This window comes from Mesorhizobium sp. URHB0026 (assembly GCF_054059755.1).
Genome location: NZ_JBSSCN010000001.1, coordinates 2,552,963 through 2,574,636 on the forward strand (window position 1 = coordinate 2,552,963; position 21,674 = coordinate 2,574,636).

The 21,674-nt window shown below is 61.1% G+C and carries 15 protein-coding genes, 1 tRNA gene and 1 pseudogene; 9 read left to right on the forward strand and 8 right to left on the reverse strand.

The window, feature by feature from the left end; genetic code table 11:
* Entirely contained in the window at window positions 1–2,715 is a 2,715-nt protein-coding gene (locus ACVWWD_RS12650; protein WP_023795348.1) for an ABC transporter transmembrane domain-containing protein, read from the reverse strand.
* Window positions 2,716–2,984: 269 nt separating this feature from the next.
* Between ACVWWD_RS12650 and ACVWWD_RS12655 the strand changes: the two genes are divergently transcribed.
* Window positions 2,985–3,659 (forward strand): class I SAM-dependent methyltransferase, encoded by a 675-nt coding sequence (locus tag ACVWWD_RS12655; protein WP_435053988.1) that lies wholly within the window; start codon window positions 2,985–2,987, stop codon window positions 3,657–3,659.
* 206 nt (window positions 3,660–3,865) lie between these two features.
* Here the strand turns inward: ACVWWD_RS12655 and ACVWWD_RS12660 are convergent, their stop codons facing one another.
* From ACVWWD_RS12660 to ACVWWD_RS12670, 3 genes are read right to left on the reverse strand one after another with little or no spacing between them, the layout of a single operon-like run.
* Window positions 3,866–5,041: a glycosyltransferase family protein gene (locus tag ACVWWD_RS12660; protein WP_457103093.1), complete on the reverse strand. Its 1,176-nt coding sequence runs from the start codon at window positions 5,039–5,041 to the stop codon at window positions 3,866–3,868.
* Window positions 5,038–6,282: a glycosyltransferase gene (locus ACVWWD_RS12665; RefSeq protein ID WP_023770938.1), complete on the reverse strand. Its 1,245-nt coding sequence runs from the start codon at window positions 6,280–6,282 to the stop codon at window positions 5,038–5,040. Before ACVWWD_RS12665 ends, ACVWWD_RS12660 begins: the two co-directional genes overlap by 4 nt.
* A gap of 1 nt (window position 6,283) precedes the next feature.
* Complete coding sequence (locus tag ACVWWD_RS12670; protein ID WP_023782143.1) at window positions 6,284–7,498, reverse strand: glycosyltransferase family protein; 1,215 nt, start codon at window positions 7,496–7,498, stop codon at window positions 6,284–6,286.
* 752 nt (window positions 7,499–8,250) lie between these two features.
* On the opposite strand from ACVWWD_RS12670, the gene ACVWWD_RS12675 reads away from it, so the two are divergent.
* Window positions 8,251–8,658 (forward strand): hypothetical protein, encoded by a 408-nt coding sequence (locus ACVWWD_RS12675; protein ID WP_435053989.1) that lies wholly within the window; start codon window positions 8,251–8,253, stop codon window positions 8,656–8,658.
* A gap of 153 nt (window positions 8,659–8,811) precedes the next feature.
* On the opposite strand, the gene ACVWWD_RS12680 is transcribed toward ACVWWD_RS12675, so the two are convergent.
* The 3 genes from ACVWWD_RS12680 to ACVWWD_RS12690 all read right to left on the reverse strand — a co-directional run bounded on the left by ACVWWD_RS12680 (window position 8,812) and on the right by ACVWWD_RS12690 (window position 10,488).
* Window positions 8,812–9,129, reverse strand: a complete 318-nt coding sequence (locus tag ACVWWD_RS12680; protein WP_352547287.1) for a M81 family metallopeptidase — start codon at window positions 9,127–9,129, stop codon at window positions 8,812–8,814.
* Window positions 9,130–9,366: 237 nt separating this feature from the next.
* A tRNA-Phe gene (locus ACVWWD_RS12685) sits at window positions 9,367–9,442 on the reverse strand.
* Window positions 9,443–9,615: 173 nt separating this feature from the next.
* Window positions 9,616–10,488, reverse strand: coding sequence for a helix-turn-helix domain-containing protein (locus ACVWWD_RS12690; protein WP_031241158.1), 873 nt, complete (start codon window positions 10,486–10,488; stop codon window positions 9,616–9,618).
* A gap of 104 nt (window positions 10,489–10,592) precedes the next feature.
* On the opposite strand from ACVWWD_RS12690, the gene ACVWWD_RS12695 reads away from it, so the two are divergent.
* The 5 genes and pseudogenes from ACVWWD_RS12695 (at window position 10,593) to ACVWWD_RS12715 (ending at window position 16,805) form a co-directional block, all read left to right on the forward strand.
* Window positions 10,593–11,864 carry an ABC transporter substrate-binding protein gene (locus ACVWWD_RS12695; protein WP_457103094.1) on the forward strand — a complete coding sequence of 424 codons (1,272 nt, stop codon included), beginning with the start codon at window positions 10,593–10,595 and terminating at the stop codon, window positions 11,862–11,864.
* Window positions 11,865–11,958: 94 nt separating this feature from the next.
* Window positions 11,959–12,819 carry a carbohydrate ABC transporter permease gene (locus ACVWWD_RS12700; protein WP_023772766.1) on the forward strand — a complete coding sequence of 287 codons (861 nt, stop codon included), beginning with the start codon at window positions 11,959–11,961 and terminating at the stop codon, window positions 12,817–12,819.
* The gene (locus tag ACVWWD_RS12705) at window positions 12,816–13,652 is read left to right on the forward strand and encodes a carbohydrate ABC transporter permease (protein ID WP_023772767.1); all 837 of its coding nucleotides are present in this window, start codon (window positions 12,816–12,818) and stop codon (window positions 13,650–13,652) included. The genes ACVWWD_RS12700 and ACVWWD_RS12705 overlap by 4 nt, the downstream gene beginning before the upstream one ends.
* 8 nt (window positions 13,653–13,660) lie before the next feature.
* Window positions 13,661–14,741: pseudogene (locus ACVWWD_RS12710) on the forward strand (ABC transporter ATP-binding protein).
* Window positions 14,742–14,777: 36 nt separating this feature from the next.
* Complete coding sequence (locus ACVWWD_RS12715; RefSeq protein WP_352550352.1) at window positions 14,778–16,805, forward strand: aldo/keto reductase; 2,028 nt, start codon at window positions 14,778–14,780, stop codon at window positions 16,803–16,805.
* A 17-nt stretch (window positions 16,806–16,822) separates the two neighbouring features.
* On the opposite strand, the gene ACVWWD_RS12720 is transcribed toward ACVWWD_RS12715, so the two are convergent.
* Window positions 16,823–17,698, reverse strand: a complete 876-nt coding sequence (locus tag ACVWWD_RS12720) for an AraC family transcriptional regulator (protein ID WP_084056461.1) — start codon at window positions 17,696–17,698, stop codon at window positions 16,823–16,825.
* 249 nt (window positions 17,699–17,947) lie between these two features.
* Between ACVWWD_RS12720 and melA the strand changes: the two genes are divergently transcribed.
* Both melA and ACVWWD_RS12730 read left to right on the forward strand, forming a co-directional pair.
* Entirely contained in the window at window positions 17,948–19,414 is a 1,467-nt protein-coding gene (gene melA, locus ACVWWD_RS12725; protein WP_352550351.1) for an alpha-glucosidase/alpha-galactosidase, read from the forward strand.
* 103 nt (window positions 19,415–19,517) lie between these two features.
* Window positions 19,518–21,599, forward strand: a complete 2,082-nt coding sequence (locus tag ACVWWD_RS12730; RefSeq protein WP_352550350.1) for an ABC transporter substrate-binding protein — start codon at window positions 19,518–19,520, stop codon at window positions 21,597–21,599.
* Window positions 21,600–21,674: the final 75 nt, after the last annotated feature.

Below are 21,674 nucleotides of genomic sequence, written 5' to 3' on the forward strand. Positions count from 1 at the left end.
CTACGACACCAGTTCCTTGAAGACACCGTTGCCTGCCAAAAGTGTCTCGTGTGTTCCGTCTTCCACCAATTCACCCGAGTCGAAGACGATGACGCGATCGAACATCATCGCCATTGACGGATTCGTCACGACCCACACAATTGCCGGCGAATGGCCGTCGCGCCTGGCTTCCTCGAGCACGTTTCGCAACACCCTATCTTGCATGCGTTGATCGAGCGCCGATAGCGGCCGGTTGAGAATGAGAAAATCGGGACGCTTGAGCAGGGCTCGGGCAACGTCGAGCTTCTGTCTCTGTCCACCGGTCAGCCGCCTGCCGCCGGCGCCGACGTTGAAATCCAGGCCGACATTGAGAAGTTCGCCATAAAGCCCCAACTCGTCAAGAATGTCATAGAGGATTGAGCGTATGCGGTCCGGCGCGTCGGGGTGGTTGTTGCCCACACGCCCGAACAGCACATTGTCCATGACAGTAGCCGCGGCGATGTATTTGCCCGGATCATACCGTTCGATCGCGCTATGCAGCTCGGTCGGCAGGTTTTCATAGAACCGGTTGCGGGCAGTGACGATCTTGCTCATCAGTTCATCGCTCAGCAGGCCGAAGCGGTGCCGGGGCTCGATATAGGCAAAGCTCAAGCTGACGATCATGGCGCGGTCGGTCTCCGAAACCGCCTCGTAGGGACGGTTCTTGAGTCGTTGCAGCAAGGTTTCGTAGGCCGGTATCTCCTCGGCGCTCATGAAGGCGAGCTGCTGGAAAAACTGGTGATCGGCTGGCAGGTCGGCAAAGAGCTCGATCGCCTGTTCGGCGATTTCCATGCCCATTTCGTAGAGCGTGCGGTCGAGGCCGGCTTGATTCAGCACAGAAGAAAAATAGGGGTTGGCCGCCAGCGCCCTGTCCGCCAGTTCCGGGCCGGCCGCAGCGCCGAAGAGCAGGTTCTGGCCGATGGTCGCTTCCTTGTTGTAGGCGCCCGGTTCGAAAGGAACCACCAGTCCGCTCAGCCCTTCCTGTTCAAGCCGGGTTCGCAACGCCGCTCGCAGTTCGACGATCCGCCTGGCAAGTTCCGTGTGACGTTTGAGGTCGGCCGACGAGCGCAAGCCAAGATCCAGAATGTCGCGCGACAGAACAACCGCGTCGAGCACCCGGCGCACGGCTTCAAATAGGTCGTGCGGGCCGGTGGCTCCGGCGGAAGCATAGTTGATCCAGTCGCTGCGGATATCAAGATCTGGATTGCCCGACCGGTGCGCCTCTTCCATGTCCCAGCGGTGCTGGTCTGCCGCGGCACCGTCATAAGTCACCGGTGTCATCGGCGCATGCTTCAATCCGTAGAGCAAGTTATCGCGGAGGCTTGCCTGGAACAGGAAAACATCCGACGAGGCATACGACATGCGCCGTCCGGTAACTGCTTCGGGGAGTTCAAGCAGGTCGTCGGAACCCGAAGCGATCCTTCCGCTGTCGGGCCAGTTGAGCCGCGCGAAGGCTTCTGCAAGCGCTTCGGCTCCGCCTGTTGCGGTGCTGACCAGCGCCACCGTCTCACCCGGCTTGACCTGGAGGGAGACACGGTTGAGAAGCATCGCACCGCCATCGTCTGCTATGGACAGACCGATCGCCGACAGGGGTTTGGTCATCGGATCGGGATCGTCGATCGCCAACGCCCCAATTCTAGGCTCAATGAGACCCTCCACGGTGAACTGTTCAACAACCTGCTGATATTTGACCTGGACATCTTGCCGATCCTGATCCCAGTCGATCAGTTCCTTCATCGGTCCCGGCAGATCCTTGTAGGCGCCGATCACGGCTACGAGTTGGCCGACGTCCAGCCGACCCTCAATGGCTAGGTAGCCGCCGATCATGTAGAACAGAAAGGGCGTGAGCTGCGCGAGAAAATTATTGAGGAACTTTACCATGAATTTCCATTGGTAAAGATCGAAGCGGATCTTGAATATGAGCCCGAGCCGGGCCGCTATATCGGCGCGCTCATAGTTTGACGTATCGTGGACGTGAACCGCGCCGATACCGTCGACGATTTCGCCAACCCGGCCCGAAAGTGCGCGCGCCGTCAATTGCCGTTGGCGCCCGAGCACGATCAGCCGCCGCCGCATTCGCGGGATGAGCACGATCTGGATCGTCACGATCACGACCGCTATCAGTCCGAGCCAGACGTTCTGGACCATGATGAAGAGCATGGCCGTCAGCGCCTGACCGCCGAGCAGTACCGGCTGCAGGAAGGCATCGCCGATAAAGCCGCCCAGCGGCTCCACCTCGTCCTTCACCATGGTCGCCACTTCGGCGGATTTCACCCGCTTGAAATAAACCGGCGGAAACCGCAGAACACGATCGACCAGATCGAAGCGGATACGCCGCAGCATGCGTTCGCCGAGACGGCCCTTGTAGGTGTTGATGTAGAGTTTAAATAGGCCGTTGATGACGACCAGGAGGAGAAACACAAGGCTCAGGGCAAACAGCGTCGCCTTGCGGCCGAGCTGAAAACCGGAGAAGAACAGGACGTCGCCAAGGAACGGCAGGCTATAATGCAGCCTCATGAATGGCTGGGTCGCGCCCACTTGCTCGAAGCCCTTACCTTGAATTGGGCCGTTGACGATGAGCTTCGGCAGGTCGAAGGACATGAAATACGGGACCATCGAAAGCACGACGATCATCAATATCCAAAGCTGCTGCTTTTTGGTGTGCGTCCAGATATAGCGGGCGAGACTGGGTTCCATATGCGGCCGTGGAGCCTTCAGTTGGAAGGATGGGGGATGAAGAAGCGGCTACCGGCGCATGGCGTATCGGCAATTTCTTCGTCGCCGATGACAAGCTCGAACATGCAGTGCACGAAAGACGCCGATTGTCCCGACAGATGCAGCCGGCTCTCTCCGGCACCGGGCAATGGCGAAGCGGCTAACAGCATAATCAAATCCCCGGATCAAAACGGCCTTGCGGGGGGCAAGATTGCGTTGTGTCGCCCGAACTCCCACCATACAAGACGAATATGATGGATGTCACGCAACCACGCAATGCCGGCATGGACTGGCGCGAGCAAGCCTTGGACCTCACGCGCGGAATTGCGGCCTATGCCGACCGTCCTCTCGTGGCAGGGCTGGCGCGCGTCATCGCCCAGCATCCGAACGCCGATATAGGCAACGCCTTCAACCACAAACAGGTCGCCTGCAAGATGTGGGCGCTCGATAGGCTGTTCGAAAACAGCGGCGGGCGCTACGGGCGAATATGGGTTCTGGGTGGTTGGTACGGCGTGTTGTCGGCAATGTTTTTCAACGATGCCCGCTTCGACATCGCAGCGGTTGATAGCATCGACATCGATCCCGAAGTCGCGCCTGTCGCCCAGACGTTAAACCGGGATGCCGGCGACCGGTTCCGGGCCCTGACGGCAGATATGTACGCACTCGACTATGCGGCCGGGCGTCCCGACCTGACCGTCAATACGAGCTGCGAACACATAGCCGATCTGCCCGCCTGGCTTGCTCTGCTTCCGCGGGGGACGACTGTTCTGCTGCAATCGAACGATTATTTCAGCGAGCCAACGCACGTCAACTGCGTGGCTTCGCTGGCAGCCTTCGAAGCAATGGCGGCGCTGCGGGAGGTGCGGTTCTCCGGCGAACTGCCCACCAAAAATTATACGCGCTTCATGCTGATTGGAACGGTCTAGCTTTCGCCCAACCGCCTAGCGGTTTTCGATCCATAAAACACGCCGTGGAGCGCGTCGCACGAAGCTCACCAGAAGCGACGCGCGTCAGAGCAAATCCAGGAAAATGTGAGCGGCTCTCTGTCCGGACTTGCGTCAAGACAAAGAGGTAGAGCTGTTCTGCGTTTTCCGCGAAACCTGAACGGCGTTGGGATTTGTCGTCCGTTCGATCATGAGCTTTTGTTGAGACGAAGCCCCTGTCTTAGGGACCATGTTCGATGCCGGTCGCGCAGGATTTGCGCCGAGTGACGGGCGCCGTCCAGGTTGAGACGATGGGCGGATGGTCCAGGTGCCACAAGCGCGGCTTCGATCGCTTTCGCCAAACCTTCAGGCGTCAGGTCCCTTTCCATCACAACCGTTGCAAGGCCGAGTTCTTCGAGCAGCAGGGCGCGAACCGTTTGTTCTGTTTCACCGCCGGCTGCAAATGGGGCGAGCAGGGAGCGACATCCCGCGCGCAGGACATCGCAGACCGTGTTGTAACCCGCCTGCGAGACTGACAGGCGGGCACCCGTCAGCAGGCTGGCGAAATCCTTGCGGAACCGGAAGATGGACAGGCCCGGCGGGACGTCGTGTGCAATCGCATCAAACTGGTCTTTCGGCAGGTTTGGGCCGGTGATCAAACACCATTTCCAACCGTTCCTGGCATTCCGCGCAGCTGCGATGGTGGAGCTTACAAGGCTGTTTCCGGCAGCCCCGCCGCCAACTGACACCAGAACGTCGAAGCGCTCGGAGGCGGCGGGCGATGGTGGCCCGGCAACGAGCCCCGTGTAGGTGACCTCGGTCTTGATCGCCCCGGCCAGTGGAAATGTCTTGTCGAGGGTTGCAAAAGCCGGGTCGCCGTGGACCATAATAAGATCGAAATGCCTATTGACCAGATCAAGCGTTTCCTGGTTTCGGCCCGGCTTGACGCGCTCCTGAAGGATATCGCGGATGGACGTTGCCAGCAGCGGTCTGGGCGACGAAGCGTTGATAGCCTCGATCAGCGGCAAGAGTTCGAATCGCATCTGCCGGCGTCCAAATGGAAACGCCTCGACAATCACGACATCAGGCCTGCAATCCCGGAATGCCTGGAGCAGCATCTCTGAACGGCGTTTCTTGAAATCCACGTCTATGGGTATGCCCTGCAGGTCGACAAGTCCGGAAAATCTTTCATCACCGGAGGTGACAGGCGGCAGGGTTACAAGTTTTACCCCCAGGCCCGGAAACCCATCGACCGGAGGTCCGCCGGTCACGATCGTTACGTCAAAACCGTCATCGACCAGAGCCGCCGCAACGTGGCTGGTCCGTGCGAGATGCCCGATACCGAGCAGGTGCTGAACATAGAGGAAGGCGCGCAGCTGCTTCAATCGACGGCCCGCCACTCGCGCTCGAACAGTTCCGTCAGCTGTCCAATGCTGGCCATATGATCAAAATTGCCGCGCACGTGCCGCTCTGCGGCATCGCCCAGGCGGGCGCGCAGCACGGGATCCCGGATCAGGCGCTCCAGCGCCTGTGCCAGTGCGATTGGGCTATTTGTCGGTACCAGAAGCCCGGTTTCATCGGGCGATATAAGCTCCGGCACACCAGAAACATCGGTGGACACGCAGGCAAGCCGCTGGCTAGCTGCCTCCACGAGAACATTTGGCAAGCCGTCCCGGTCGCCATTTGCCGTGATCCTGCAGGCCAGGGCGAAGATGTCGGCGCAGCGGTAGTGCTCAAGCACCTGCTCCTGCGCAAGCGCGCCTTTCCAGGCGACGCGATCGTCCAGTCCGAGCTTTTGCGCCATCGCCTTGAGCCGTTCCAGTTCCTCGCCGTCGCCGATATGCTCGAAACGCCAGGCCAAATCGCCCGGCAAGAGGGCAAGGGCTTCCAGCAAGGTATCGTAACCCTTCTTTTCGACGGCGCGACCGACACTCAGTACGACAACCGCTCCGGCCGGCTCCGAGCCGTCATGCTGTTTTCGCGCGTCGCCGAAACTGCCGAAGCGATGAAGGTCGAGCCCATGATAGCTCAGATGCACAGACGAGTTGCCGTTGGCGAGTTTTTTCAGACGATCGAAGCCGGTTTTCGTGCAGGTGACTGTCCAGCGGGCCGAGGAAAGTTTGCCAGCCAAATCCCAGTCCGCCGAAGTCCAGATGTCCTTGGCATGGGCTGAGCAGCTCCAGGGCAGGCTACGAAGCTGGCTGGCATAGCGCGTCACCGATGCCGGTGTGTGCACGAAATGCGCATGCAACCATCCCGCGTCTTCCGGCCATTCGGCCGCCAGCACCAGCGCTTGCCCGAAGCGACGTGCACGATTGCGCGTAAAGTCGCGGAGCATGTCGGCGGCCAGCGATCCGAGCGCGCGCCAGAAGCTCGGCCGCGGCAAATAGGCAAACAACGAGCGAAGCACGCGTAGCGGCTCGTCGTGCAGATATTCCGGCAGGTAGTGGACGGGCGCTTTGATCTCGTCATGCACGGGGTGCCGTTTTGCGTCGGTGGGGCGCCTGAGCGCAACGAGAATCAAATCGAACCCTGCGCGTTCCAGACCGAGCAGTTCCTGCGCGATAAAAGTTTCCGACAGCCGCGGATAGCCCTTCAGGACCACGACGATCTTGCGACGTTGCAAGTCAGTTGGTTCCTTCAACGACCGAAAGGTGATGGCCGGCCCGCCGGTCGAGCAATGACGCGACAATCTCGGAAATGTGAGGCAGTCCTTCCAGCGTCAGATGCGGGTTACTCTGTGAGGGGCGGGACCGGTCTGGCAGAGCCACTAGTGCATCGGCGAATCGCTGGGAGTCCTTGGCTTCATCCGGCAGAAGCAGCTCGATCAGCCCGAGTTCCGCTGCGCGCCGAGCGCGAATCAGTTGTTCCTGGCGGGGCTCAATCCGCGGCACGATCAGCGCCGGCTTGTCGAAAGATAATATCTCGCAATAGGTGTTGTAACCACCCATGGCAACTACCGCCTTGGCGCCTGCAATCAGGTCTTCCATACGGTTGTCGAACTCGATCATCTTGATGTACGGGATCTTGGACCCCTTCTTGAGCAGCTTGTTGCGCTTGCGTGCCGGCATGTAGGGCCCAAGTACAATCAAGGCCCTGTGCTGCAGTTGAGGATCCTGCTGATAGGCATCGAAGACGTCGTGAATCAATTCGGCACCATCGCCGCCGCCACCGGTGGTAACCAGGATATAGTCGCCGTCGGGCCGGTGGCCGGGCAACTCGTTCCGCTGCAGGCTCCGTTGCAGGAAACCAACGAAACTCATCTTTGCCCTGACAGCCGGCGGCACATCCAGGCCGGTCAGCGGATCGTAGAAATCGGGCGGCCCGTAGACCCAGACCTTGTCGTAGAACAGGCCTATCTTGCGCATCACATCCCTGCGCGCCCACTCTGCCTCGAGAAGGTGCGGCGCATCCATCACCTCGCGCAGGCCAAGCACCAGCGTGGTGCCGCGCGTCTTGAGGTAGGACAGAGTATCCTCTATCTCACCGCGCAGGCCGAGCGGTTCCTTGTCGACGATGAAGATATCCGGCCGGAAGGTCTCGGCTGTGTGGCGGATGATCGACTGGCGCAGCCTCAGCGTCTCATGCAGATCGATATCCTTTTCCAGCGAGGTGTATTCGCCGTTGCGCAATTTGATGACGCTGGGGATCTTCACGAAGTCGACACGGGCACGGTAGTCGAAGGCGCCAGCGATGGTCGCACCCGAAATGATAAGTACCTGAAGTCCCCGGAATTCCTCGACCAGCGAATGCGCGATAGTCCGGCAGCGCTGCAGGTGGCCGAGCCCGAACGTGTCGTGGCTGTACATGAGAATTCGAGCGTTTTCTGCGTGCTGGGTCATTGGTGAACGTCTCTTAGAATTCTCGCCTTGAGGACCGTGAGCGACGGGCCGGCTTCGAAACCATCGTGGCTTTGAAATAGGAGGCCGCCATTTTCAATCTGTATTACTTCCGTGGGATGCCGGTCAGACAGGCCTTCCGATTGTCTGGGTCCGAAACTTGGATTGGCGAATATCGCCTTGCGAGAGCGGGCCGAGACCCCTGTTGTCGTTTTGAGAGGGATCGAAGGGGAATGTGGTATCCAAAAGATCGGCAGAAATCATCCCTCTTGATTCCAAAAAGTTCCGGTGTCTGCGAATTCCATCGGTTCGGAGCAGTGAAGGCGAATTCCGCTCTGCTGCCCATGTGGCCAATTGATTGGTCGCCACGCGTCCCCGGCCCATATTTGTTGTGGAACTCACTTCGCGCGCCATTACCCTCGGTCTTGGGGGACCAAAGGTGCTGCCCATCAATCTGTTGACGGGCGGTTTGATTGTGATCCACCGACCAGAACTGAGCCATTTGTCGCCAAGCTAGCCGGAATTCCAGCAAGAATCGAGTGGATGCTAGCGCTTACAACGCACCGCCCGCAGGTGTGCGTGTGCAAGACCGTTTGCCCGTCGATCGCGATGGCCTCCGAGAAGGCTCGCGAGCCTTTGGAGGCCATTCATTGGCCGCGTGGTCCGTTATTGCTCACATTGCGGCAATGCCAATCCGGATCGCATAACCAAGCTTCACCGCAGGTCTACTCGCCCGGCTTCCACAAGTGCAACACATGGCGCCTGCCATTCTCTGGCCTTCGCAGCTCTACGCGTCGTCCAAGAAAGGCATCTCCGAGCACCAACCGCGCCGTATGCTCGGCGTCACCAACAAAATCGCTTGGTTCATGGTTCACGGCATTCGAGAAGCGATGGCGGGAGACATTAAGTCTTCTGGCCCGCTTGGTGGCGAAGGCAAGATCGTAGGAGCCGACGAAACCTGGCATCGGGCGCGTGGACCGCGATTACCTTCACCTCAGCGCAAGGGCCAGGCGCGATTGAAGCGCAAGATGAAGCCGAAGCGCGCCGTTATCGGTCTGGTCGAGCGTGGCGGCAAGTCCGCATGGTTCACGGCAAGCCACCAAGGCCGCTGTGCGCGATATCCTGGTGCGCAATGCGACTGCACATCGACGCTCTACACCTGACCGGCGAGAGGGATTGCCAGTTCTGTCTTTCGTGATTCGAATCCAAACGGCGGTGATTTTCCCGAATCACCGCCGTTGATGCACCCAAACCACAGGGAAGGACGGGCAAGGCGCATGAGAACGATCACCAAATTAAACCTACCGGCCAGTCCCTCAAGTCGTCCTCTGGCCGGTCGTCGCCATGGCGCCGTGCAGCTCAAGCGCGATCGCGTCATATATTTCCTGGCGAGCCTGGGCTATCAGCGCGGCGCGTATCTCAACGTAGAAGTCGTAATCCACAAGGCCGCCAGGCGGCGCAACAGCCGAAACTGTTGGAATAGCCTTATAGCCGAGTTCCTCGACGCGATTGTCGATACCGCCAAAGGTCGTTCCGGATTGCCTTGCATGCGCAATCACATCTTTCCTTCGCCTGATTTCGAAGCGGTCACGCCAAGTAATCTGCGGAGTGAAACTGTGCGAACATGAAAGCACGCCCGACCAGTATCCGTCTTTCGGTCAACTCTATCTCCCAAGAATGATGTTTGGCGCCCAAGGCCGCGCTATCGCCCAATGTTGAACTGCTCGGGCGCGCTGCTTCCTCGGCGCAAACCCTCACGCAAGGCGACCTTGGCCACTGCGCTGCCGCGACCTCGATCGTGCTCATCAGGACCAGCGAGACCAGCGTAAGCACGGTCGAGACTGCCGCGATGACGGGCGTGAGATTGAAATTGGTGCCCAGAGGCGGATTCGAACCACCGACACGCGGATTTTCAGTCCGCTGCTCTACCAACTGAGCTATCTGGGCCTGTTCCGGCTAACGAACACTCGCGCTCCGGATTTCAATGAAAGCACCGTGGGCGCCCCTTGAAAGCGCGTGGGTTATAGCATGGGAATTCGGCCTGTCCAGCGCCCAGATGAGGATTTCCCGCAGGAAAAGAAGTGTCGCCCGATGGGCTGGTTTCCACGCCATGCGCCCTCCTATCTGGCGCTTGGCAGCCCCTTGCGGAAGTCGGATGGGGTCATGCCGGCCAGCTTGCGGAAGGATTTGTTGAAGGCGCTGAGCGAGCCGAAGCCTGAGTCCATCGCGACCCGCAGCACATTGGCGTCCTGATGCATCAGAAGCGCCTGCGCATAGCTCAGCCGCAACAGGTTGACATATTCGTTGAGCGTCATGCCGGTTGATTTCTTGAACAGGTTCATGGCGTATTTGGGGTGGATATCGGCGGCGGCCGCTATGTTCATGCAATCGATGTCGTAGAGGAAATTTTCGGCGATGAAATCGCACATGCGCCCGACATTGCGTGAGGACTGCTGGTCGAAGGTGCTGCCCGCCTCCTGCCCGGCGGCGTTTTCCGGCACCAGCCGATAGGGCTCGAACCGCACCCGCTCCAGCCGCAGCAGGAGTTCGTTGACGGCATGCTCGGTCTTGGCCGGATCGCCCGAACGGGCGTAGCGGTTCCAGCGGGCGAAATTGTCGTTGTCGGATTGATCGGTGGCGCTAGTCACCAGCGTCGCGCCCGTCATCAGCCGGTGGCGTATATCCGCCGGCAGGTGAAGCCGGAAGAAATGCACCAGCGGCAGGTGCGCGCCGGCATAGACGGCGTCGTCGCTCAAATCGTCCATTTGGTGCGGCAAGCCGCCCCAGAACAGGCACATCTCGCCGGCCGAGAGCGAGATTTCGTGCTCGTCCATGCGGTAGTGGACGGAGCCGCGGACGATGAAATTCACCTCGACCTGGGCATGCCAATGCGGCTTCAGCATCACCAGCGGATTGGTGTGGAACATCTGCAACAACAGCGGCAGGCCTTCCACGCTGCTGGCACCAGGCTGGTAAAACGGCCGTTCGGGCATCTTACTTTCCGCCAATTTCGTATTCCCTTTGTCGGGGACAGGCCTTTGCCGGTGCCTAGTCTAGCCAGGCTCGCAGAGAGAGCAAATGAAATGGGAGGATTTCAATGCGCATCACACCGTCCTGCGCCGCGCTCGCGCTTGTCTTGGGCTCAGCCCCGGCCCTCGCGCAATCCGGCGAAATCACCATCTGGAGCTGGAACATCGCCGCCTCCTCGCTGAAGGCAACGGTTGCCGGTTTCAACAAGGTCCATCCCGACATCAAGGTAACGGTCCAGGATCTCGGCAACCAGCCGACCTATGACAAGTCGATCGCCGGATGCGCGGCCGGCGGCGTCGGCCTGCCCGATATCGTGACCATCGAGAACGGCGAGGCCGAGAATTACTGGAGCCAGTTCCCCGACTGTTTCGTCGACCTGCACACGTTGGGCTACACGGCGGAAGACCAGAAGAAATTCCCCGATTTCAAGCGTACCGAACTCGAAGTCGGCGACAAGGCCTATGCCATGCCGTGGGATTCCGGCCCGGTCGCCGCCTTCTATCGCCGCGATTTCTATGAAAAGGCGGGCGTCGACCCGGCATCGATCAAGACCTGGGACGATTTCATCGCCGCCGGCAAGAAGATCCAGGCCGCCAATCCAGGGGTCTCGATGACCAATGCCGATTTCAACGGCGATAGTGAATTCTTCCGCATGATCTCCAACGAACAGGGCTGCGCCTATTTCGCCGAGGACGGCCAGTCGATCACGGTCAACCAGCCCAAATGCGTCGACGCCATGACCAAGGTCAAGGAGATGAAGGACGCGGGCATCGTCTCGTCGGCCGACTGGGGCACCAAGATCACCAACAACACCGCCGGCACCGTCGCCACCCAGGTCTATGGCGGCTGGTACGAAGGCACCATCCGCACCGAATCGGCCGGCGAAAACGGCAAATGGGGCGTCTACCTGATGCCGAGCCTGACAGCGGACGGGCCGCACGCCGCCAATCTCGGCGGCTCGTCGCTCGCCATCACTTCGGCGTCGAAGAACAAGGAAGCGGCCTACGAGTATTTGAAATACACCCTCGGCACCAATGAAGGCCAGATCACCATGCTGAAGGAGTTCGGCCTCGTCCCATCGCTGGTCTCGGCCCTGAACGACCCTTACGTCAGCCAGGGCCAGCCCTACTGGGGCGGCCAGGCGGTGTGGAAGGATATTCTGGGCACCTTGCCCAAGGTCGTTCCGAGCCGCGGCACGCAGTTCCAGAGCGATGCCGAGATCATCGTGCGCGCCGTGCAGACCAAATACCTCGCCGGCGGATATCCCGACGCCAAGGCGGCACTCGACGATGCCGCCAGCCAGATCGCCTCGGCGACTGGGCTGCCTGTCAAGTCCTGACCTCCCAGGACGGGGTCCGGGATGGCAGCTATGCCGTCCTGGACCCGCCGCTTGCACGCTTGCTTTCGACACCAGGGATGAAGGAGGACAAAAGATGCGCGACCGCAATGCCACGGCCTATCGCTTCCTTACGCCCTATCTCCTGATCTTCGCCATCTTCTGGGTGTGGCCGATCATCTCCTCGTTCCTGATCTCGTTCCAGGCGACACGCACCGTGCCGTGGCGCTTCGCGCCCGGTTTCAACTGGGGCCGGCTGATCGGCGACCCCGCCTTCTTTAACGCGCTGAAGAACACGCTGCTCATCCTCGTCATCCAGGTTCCGGTGATGATCGCGCTGGCCATGGTGATGGCGGTGCTTCTGAATTCGCCGCTGCTCAAGGCGCGCGGCCTCTATCGCTTCGCCTTCTTCGCCCCGGTGGTGGTCGGCGAGGTCGCTTATTCTGCGGTGTTCCGGCTGATGTTCAGCCTCGATTTCGGGATCGTCAACAAGCTCCTGAACGGCATCGGCCTGCCCAAGGTCGACTGGTTTTCCAATGTCACGCCGGCCATGGCGCTGATCATGATCGCGGTCACCTGGCGCTGGGCCGGCTACAACGCCATCATCCTGCTGGCCGGCATGCAGTCCATTCCCGAGGATGTCTACGAGGCAGCGACGCTCGACCGGGTAAGCAAGCTCAAGCAATTCTTCTACATCACCCTGCCGCTGTTGAAGCCGGTCATCGTCTTCTGCGCCGTGCTGTCGATCATCGGCACCATGCAATTGTTCACCGAGCCGTTCTTGATCACGGAGCGCGGCGGGCCGGGCGGCGGCACCGAGACGCTCGGTCTGCTGCTTTACCGCCAGGGCTTCCGCTCGCTTAATTTCGGCTATGCCTCGGCCGTCGCCTACACCATGGCCGGGCTGGCGATCGCCATCACGCTGGTGCAGCTATGGCTGACGAGGGAACCGAAATGAGTTCGCTCTCGTCGGCAAGACTGAAACGAAGCATCGCACTGCACCTGTTCCTGACCCCGCTGGCGCTGATCTGGTTGTTTCCGCTGTGGATGATGGTGGTGTTCTCGACCATGCCCGACAACGGCATATTCAGTCCGGGCATCGAACTGTTGCCGCGCGGCAATTTCGTCGACAATTTCAACAATCTGCAGCGCGACACAGACTTCGTCGGCGCCATCGTCATTTCCATTTGCGTGGCGGTGACCTACACCGTCTTGTCGGTGCTTTTGACCTCGATGGCCGGCTGGGCGCTGGCCCGCTACCAATTCTTCGGCAAAAGCGTGGTCGTGGCCATCATCCTGGGCACCATCACGCTGCCCTATGCGGTGGTGCTGATCCCGCAATTCATCATGGTGGCGCGCGACTTCAAGCTTGCCAACACCTGGGTGGCGCTGATCGTGCCGCCGCTGTTCAATTCGCTGGGCGTGCTGTTCATGCGCCAGAGTTTTTCGATGATGCCGGACGATCTGTTCGATGCCGCCCGCGTCGAGGGCGTCAAGGAGTGGCGGATCTTCGTCTTCATCGCCTTGCCGCTGGCGCGGCCGATGCTGGCGGCGCTCTGCATCATCCTGTTCCTCGCCTCCTGGAACAACTATCTATGGCCACTTCTGATCAACAGCCAGCCGGGTTCGATGACAGCACCCGTGGCGCTTGGCACGCTGATCGGCCTGACCAAGGTGTCGTGGGGCGGCATCATGGCGGGCGCGGTCATGCTGACCGTGCCGATGCTCATCGTCTTCGTGCTCCTGCAGCGTCATTTCATCGCCGGCATCGCCGCCGGCGCGGTCAAGTAAGGGGCAGAATGGCAACCGTCACACTCACCAATGTCGCCAAGCGCTTCGGTGCCTTCGAGGTCGTCCACGGCGCCGACATCGACATCGCCGATGGCGAGTTCGTCGTCTTCGTCGGCCCGTCGGGCTGCGGCAAGTCCACGCTGCTCAGGATGATCGCGGGGCTGGAGGACATCAGCGGCGGCGAGATCGCCATCGGCGGTAAGGTGGTCAACGATGTCGAGCCGGCCGACCGCGGCATCGCCATGGTGTTCCAGTCCTACGCGCTCTATCCGCATATGAGCGTCGAGCAGAACCTCTCATTCGGGCTGCGCATGACCGGCAACCCCAAGGCCGATACCGAGCGGCGGGTGAAGCGCGCGGCCGAGATCCTGCGCATCAGCGAATTGATGGATCGTCGTCCGAAGAAACTTTCCGGTGGCCAGCGCCAGCGTGTCGCCATCGGCCGCGCCATCGTGCGCGAGCCGCAAGTGTTCCTGTTCGACGAGCCGCTCTCCAATCTCGATGCCGAACTGCGTGTCCAGATGCGGGTCGAGATTTCAAGGCTGCACAAGGAACTCGGCGCCACCATGGTCTATGTCACCCACGACCAGACCGAGGCGATGACGCTGGCCGACCGGATCGTCGTGCTGCGCGCCGGCCATATCGAGCAGATCGGCAGGCCGCTGGAACTCTATGACAATCCCGACAATATGTTCGTGGCCGGCTTTGTCGGTTCGCCTAAGATGAATTTCATCAAGGCCCATATTGTCGGGCGTGATGAAAAAGGGGTCGTGGTCGAGCTGGCGGGCGAGGAGAAGACCCGTATCACGCAACCGTTGAAATGCGCAGGGCCTGAACTGGGTAGCAAAGTCATCGTCGGCGTGCGGCCGGAACCATTTTGGCAGCGCCGGTGAAGGCGACGCCGACCTGACCGCCGCCATCGACGTGGTCGAGCATTTGGGCGGCACGAGCTTCCTCTATGCCCGAACGACCCATGGCGAGGATGTGGTGATCCAGCGCGAAGCGGCAAAGGTTCCCGACACCTCGGAGGTCACCGTTTCGATCCGCAAATCATACCTGTTCGACGAAAAGGGGCTGCGGCTGCGCTGACCGGCCGCCCCTTTCCAAGCCCGCAAGGAGAATGACATGACTGTATCAACGCCCATTCGCTGGGGGATTCTTGGGCCGGGCGGCATTGCCAAGGCCTTTGCCGATGGCGTCGCCGGTTCGCGCACCGGGAAAGTGGTTGCCATCGGCGCGCGCAACCCCGGCAAACCGGGTCTGGCCGAGAGCTTTCCCGGCGCCCGCATCCTCGACGGTTATGACGCTCTTCTCGCCGATCCGGAAATCGACGCGATCTATATCGCGGTTCCGCATCCCGGCCACGCGCAATGGGCGATCAGGGCGGCGGAAGCCGGAAAACACGTGCTTTGCGAAAAGCCGCTCGGGCTGACCGCGTTCGAGGCCGACGCCATGATGCATGCGGCGCGCAAGGCCGGCACCTTTCTCGGCGAAGCCTTCATGTACCGGCTGCATCCGCAGACGCTGCAACTGGTGGATCTGATCAAGTCTGGCGTCATCGGCGAGATCAGGATGCTCAAGTCGAGCTTCGGCTTCGCCATGCCTGATTTCATGCCGGAGCACCGGCTCTACGCCAACGACCTCGCCGGCGGCGGCATCCTCGACGTCGGCGGCTATCCCGTGTCGATGGTGCGCCTCATTGCCGGCGCTGCCGCGGGAGAGCCATTCGCCGAACCCGACAAGGTGGTGGGCGCCGCCCACCTTGGCCAGTCCGGCGTCGACGAATGGGCCTCCGCTGTCCTGCATTTCCCCGGTGGCATCGTCGCCGAGGTTTCCTGCAGTATCTCGCTAAACCAAGACAACGTCCTGCGCATCTTCGGCACCATGGGCCGCATCGAGGTGCCGGACTTCTGGTTCGCCGGCGGCGACCGCGATGTCGGCCTCGGCCGGATCAACGTGATCGGCGCCGACGGCGCCGAAGAGACCATCAGCGTCAACGAGAAGCGCCATGTCTATTCCTTCGAGGTCGATGCCGCCGGTGAGGCGATCCGCGCCGGGCGACAGGAATTCGCCTGGCCGGGCATGGGCTGGGCCGACAGCCTCGGCACCTTGCGCGTGCTCGACAGATGGCGCGCGGCGGTGGGGCTGGAGTACGAGATCGAGAAGGCCTCGCTGCGCACCGACACCATCTCCGGCCGACCTCTGCGGCACGGCGGCACCGCGATCGGCAAGCGCACCATTCCGGGCCTGCCGAAACCGACCTCCGTGGTGGCGCTCGGCTTCGAGGATTTCCGCACCTTCTCTTCCGGGTCTATCCTGCTCGATGCCTTTTTCGAGGCTGGCGGCAATCTGTTCGACACCGGCTACGTCTATGGCGGAGGCTACACCGAGACGTTGCTCGGCCAATGGCTGGGGAACCGTGGCGTGCGCGAGCAGTCGGTGATCATCGCCAAAGGCGCGCACTCGCCGCTCTGCTATCCCGACGTAATCGCAAAGCAGCTTGCTCAGTCGCTCGACCGCCTGCAGACCGACCATGTCGACATCTATTTCATGCATCGCGACAATCCGGACGTGCCGGTCGGCGAGTTCGTCGACGCCATGGACCGCGAGGTGAAGGCCGGGCGCATTCGCGGTCCCTTCGGCGGCTCCAACTGGACGATGCAGCGCATGGACGAGGCCATCGCCTATGCCGAGCGAACCGGCAAGCGGAAGCCCGGCGCGCTCTCCAACAATTTTTCGCTGGCCGAAATGCTGGAGCCGATCTGGGCCGGCTGCATCACCTCCTCCACTGACGACTGGAAAGCCTGGCTGACATCCAGGCAGATGCCGAACTTCGCCTGGTCGAGCCAGGGGCGCGGCTTCTTCACCGACCGCGCCGGGCGCGACAGGCTGGACAGCGAGGAACTGGTGCGGGTCTGGTACTCCGAGCGCAATTTCGGCCGCCGCGACCGGGCGATCGAACTCGCCGCCAGGCTGCGCAAGAGCCCGATCCATATTGCGCTGGCCTATGTCCTCAACCAGCCTTTCCCATCGGTCCCGTTGATCGGGCCGCGCACGCTGGGCGAACTGGACGACAGCCTGCGGGCGCTGGATATTGCGCTTTCGCCGGCCGAACTCGAGTGGCTGGACGGCGGCAGCCTGCACGCGGCCTGATTAGGTCTCAAGCGGCGTCAGGTCTCGTCGTCCGACACCCTGGCGCCGCGCCTGGCTGGCGTTCGCAAGCTGGCATACATGCCGGTGGTGCGGAACTGGCTGGGCGTCGTGCCATAGAGGCGGCGAAAGACCTTGGAAAAATAATTCGCGTCCTCGAAACCGCACAGGATGGCCACTTCCTTCACCGGCAGGAAGTCCGCCTTGGTCAGCAGTTTCGCCGCCCGCTGCAGCCGCTGCTGCAGAACGAACTCGGCGGGCGGCAAGCCTTCGCTTTCGGCGAAGCAGCGCGAAAAATGGGCCCGGCTCAGCCCGCTGATCTGGACCAGGTCCGCCACCGGCAGGGCTTTGTCGAGATTAGCGTTGATATGATTGATGACCGGCTGCATGGCGCTCTGTTTTTCGGCAAAGGCGTGCGAGCCGAACACATCGTCGTAGAGCGCCATCGCCGCCTCGTAGGCGATGGCCGAAGCAGCGCCTGGGGAAGCGGCCCCTTTGATAAGACGCAGACTGCAATCGGCGAGATGATCGATCGTCGCCGGCTGCAGCCGAAAGACCGGTCCGGACACGTCGAGGATCGACTTGTGGACGCGCAACGCCTCCTCGCCGTTCATCGAGATCCAGAAATATTCCCAGCGCTCGCCCCTGGCCAGCCAGTAGCGGTGGTTGTGCGGCACCAGCACCAGCAGCGTGTCGTTCGTCTGCAGGCGGTAATCGCGGTTTTCGTAGCGCAACCGGCCGGTACCGCCGATCGTATGCTGCAGGACGGTGAACGGTGTCTGACCGCGCTTTCGGCCGTCCCAATCATAGGTCACGTCCTCGCGCACCTCATAGCCCGTGCTCGTCGGCATGGCATGCAGGCGCTGGCGGCCGCGCGGCAGCGACACCGTCCGCATCGACTCTCCGTTGGCGATCAAATCCCGCAGCACAAAATTACCCCTGAAAGCATAATCCTTCTCTGGTCGCGCCCGCGAATAAGCGCATAATCGCGCCTGGAAGAACGCGAATAACCCGCGAACGAGGAGCGGGCGGGAGGAGAGAAAAGCCGGATTCCGGCTTGATCGGCATGCGCCCAAAAGGCGTGTGGCCAATTTTCTTCCCTTGCTGCTCCCTGCCTAGCATTCGATTGGACCGAGGTGAAGGTGATGAGTTTCAAAATCGCTATTATCGGCGCCGGCAGCGTCGGTTTCACCAAGAAGCTGTTCACTGACATTCTGTGCGTGCCGGAATTCAAGGGCATAGAATTCGCGCTGACCGATGTCAGCGAGCACAATCTTGCGATGATCAAGGCGATCCTCGACAGGATCGTCGAGGCGAACAAACTGCCAACGCGGGTGACCGCGACGACCGACCGCCGCGAGGCACTCGAGGGCGCGCGCTACATCATCAGCTGCGTGCGGGTCGGCGGCCTCGAAGCCTATGCCGATGATATTCGCATTCCCTTGAAATACGGCATCGACCAATGCGTCGGCGACACGATCTGCGCCGGCGGTATTCTTTATGGTCAGCGCAACATTCCGGTGATCCTGGATTTCTGCAAGGATATCCGCGAAGTCGCCGACACCAACGCCAAATTCCTCAACTATGCCAACCCGATGGCGATGAACACCTGGGCGGCGATCGAATACGGTAAGGTCGACACGGTCGGTCTCTGCCATGGCGTCCAGCACGGCGCCGAACAGATCGCCGAGGTGCTGGGCGCGAAATCGCCGCGGGAACTCGACTATGTCTGTTCCGGCATCAACCACCAGACCTGGTTTATCGATTTGCGGCTGAACGGCCGCAAGATCGATAGGGATGAGCTAATTGCCGCCTTCGAGGCACATCCGGTCTATTCCCAGCAGGAAAAGCTGCGCATCGATGTGCTGAAGCGCTTCGGCGTCTATTCGACCGAAAGCAACGGCCATCTCTCCGAATATCTGCCTTGGTACCGCAAGCGCCCCGACGAGATCACGCGCTGGATCGACATGTCCGACTGGATCCATGGCGAGACGGGCGGCTACCTCCGCTATTCCACGGAAACCCGCAACTGGTTCGAGACCGAGTATCCGCAATTCCTCGAAGCGGCGTCGAAACCGATCGACGCGTCAAAGCGCTCCAACGAGCATGCCAGCCACATATTGGAGGCGCTGGAAACCAACCGCGTCTATCGTGGCCACTTCAACGTCAGGAATGAGGGCGTGATCACCAATCTGCCACGGGACGCCATCATCGAGTCACCCGGTTTCGTCGACCGTTTCGGCATCAACATGGCCGCCGGCATCACCTTGCCGGAAGCCTGTGCCGCTACTTGCATGGCCTCGATCAACGTCCAGCGCATGTCGGTCCACGCCGCTATATCTGGCGACATCGATCTTCTGAAGCTTGCCGTGCTGCATGACCCGCTGGTCGGCGCGGTGTCGACGCCGGAGGAGGTCTGGCAGATGGTCGACGAAATGGTCGTCGCCCAGGCGCAATGGCTGCCGCAATATGCCCACGCGGTTCCGGCAGCCAAGGAGAGGCTGTCGAAATCCACGGTCAAGACGCGGGAATGGGCCGGTGCCGCTCGGCGAAGCGTGCGCTCGATCGAGGAACTGCGCGCCGAAAAAGCCGCGCTGAAACAGGCCGTCTGAGAACCGGGTGCGGCGGCGGATCCACGGGAGGCAGATCCACCGCAGTCTGCCGTCCAGGCAAGATACGAGCAGCAGCAAACGTCTGAACACGAGGGAGGAGATAATGAGGTACCTACGCAGCATTGGCATCGCCGCCGGACTGGCGCTGAGCGTGTCCGTTCCGGCGCTCAACGCTTTCGCTTCCGAGCCGACAGTCCCACCGGTTCCGGCGACGTTTCCGGCCGAGGGCAAGATCAAGTACGTGCCGCGCGACTCCATCCTGGAGTTCAAGGCGCTTCCCGACTATCACGAGCCCGATTGGGTCACGGAAAAATACGTCAAGGCCGGCAAGCTGCCGCCGGTGAAAGATCGGCTGCCGAAAGAGCCGCTTGTCTTCAAGACCGCCAACATGCCGGACGGCGTCGGCGTCTATGGCGATACGATGCGCCATGTCATCGGCGGAAGGCCCGAAGGCTGGAACTACGGCGCCGGCCAGACCCAGGGGTGGGGCGGCATCGACATCGGCCTTTCCGAGTGCCTGACGCGCACCGCGCCGCTGTTCCAGGTCGAGGCGAAGGACACCGAGCCGCTGCCCAATCTCGCCAAAAGCTGGGATTGGTCGGCCGATGGCCACAAGCTGACCATGCACCTGGTCGAAGGCGCCAAATGGTCCGACGGCGTGCCATTCAACGCCGACGACGTCATGTTCTACTGGGACGACGAGGTCATGGATCCCAACGTCTCGCCGCTCAATGGCGCCACTCAGGAAACCTTCGGCGTCGGCACGACGCTGAAGAAGATAGACGACTACACCGTCGAGTGGACCTTCAAGGACGCCTTCCCGAAGCAGCACCTCTACGCAATGGCCTATGGCACCTTCTGCCCCGGCCCCGCGCATATCTTGAAGCCGCGGCACCCGAAATATTCGAAGAACACCTACGACCAGTTCAAGAACGCCTTCCCGCCGGAATATATGAACATGCCTGTCATGGGCGCCTGGGTGCCGGTCGAATATCGGGCGGACGACATCATCGTCATGCGCCGCAATCCCTATTATTGGAAGGTGGACGAGAAGGGCAACCAACTGCCCTATCTCAACGAGCTGCATTACAAACTGTCGACCTGGGCCGACCGCGACGTTCAGGCGGTCGCAGGCGCGGGCGACTTCTCCAACCTCGAGCAGCCGGAAAACTTCGTCGCCTCGCTGAAGCGCGCGGCGGAGGCGAACGCGCCGGCGCGCCTGGCCTTCGGCCCGCGGCTGATAGGCTACAATCTGCGCCTGAACTTTTCCGCCAACGGCTGGGGCAACCCGGACGAGCGCGGCCAAGCGATCCGCGAACTGAACCGCAACGAGGATTTCCGCAAGGCCGTCACCATGGCGCTTGACCGCAAGGCGCTGGGCGATTCCCTCGTCAAGGGGCCGTTCACCGCGATCTATCCAGGCGGCCTCTCCTCGGGCACCAGCTTCTACGACCGTAAATCCACCGTCTACTATCCTTTCGACCTCGAGGGTGCCAAGGCCGAACTCGCCAAGGCCGGTTTGAAGGACACAGACGGTGACGGCATCGTCAACTTTCCTGCCGGTACCGCCGGTGGCAAGAACGTCGAAATCGTGATGCTGGTCAACAACGACTACACGACCGACAAGAGCCTTGCCGAAGGCGTGGTCGCGCAGATGGAAAAGCTTGGCCTCCGGATCGTGCTCAACGGGCTTAACGGCACCCAGCGCGATGCCACGCAATATTCAGGCCGCTTCGACTGGCTGATCCGGCGCAATGAGCAGGAGCTGACCTCCGTGGTGCAGAACACCGTGCAGCTCGCTCCGGTCGGCCCCAAGACCAGCTGGGATCACCGCGCGCCGGAAAGCGGCGAGGTCGATCTGATGCCTTTCGAGAAGGACCTCGTCGACATCGTCAACAAGTTCGTCTCGTCGGCGGATAACAACCAGCGCGCCAGTCTGATGCGGGACTTCCAGAAGATCTCGACCGAGCACGTCTACAATGTCGGCCTGACGGAATATCCCGGCGCCGTGATCGTCAACAAACGCTTCTCCAACATCCCGCAAGGCACGCCGATCTTCATGTTCAACTGGGCGGAGGATTCGATTATCCGCGAACGGGTCTTCGTCGCGGCCGACAAACAGGCGAAATACGAATTGTTCCCCGAAGAGCTTCCCGGCAAGCCTGGAGACAAGGGTCCGATGTAAGTCTAAGGGCCGATGCAAGTTTACCTCCCCTGACTGAGAGAGACCCGGCCGCGTCGATGGCGCGGCCGGGACAAA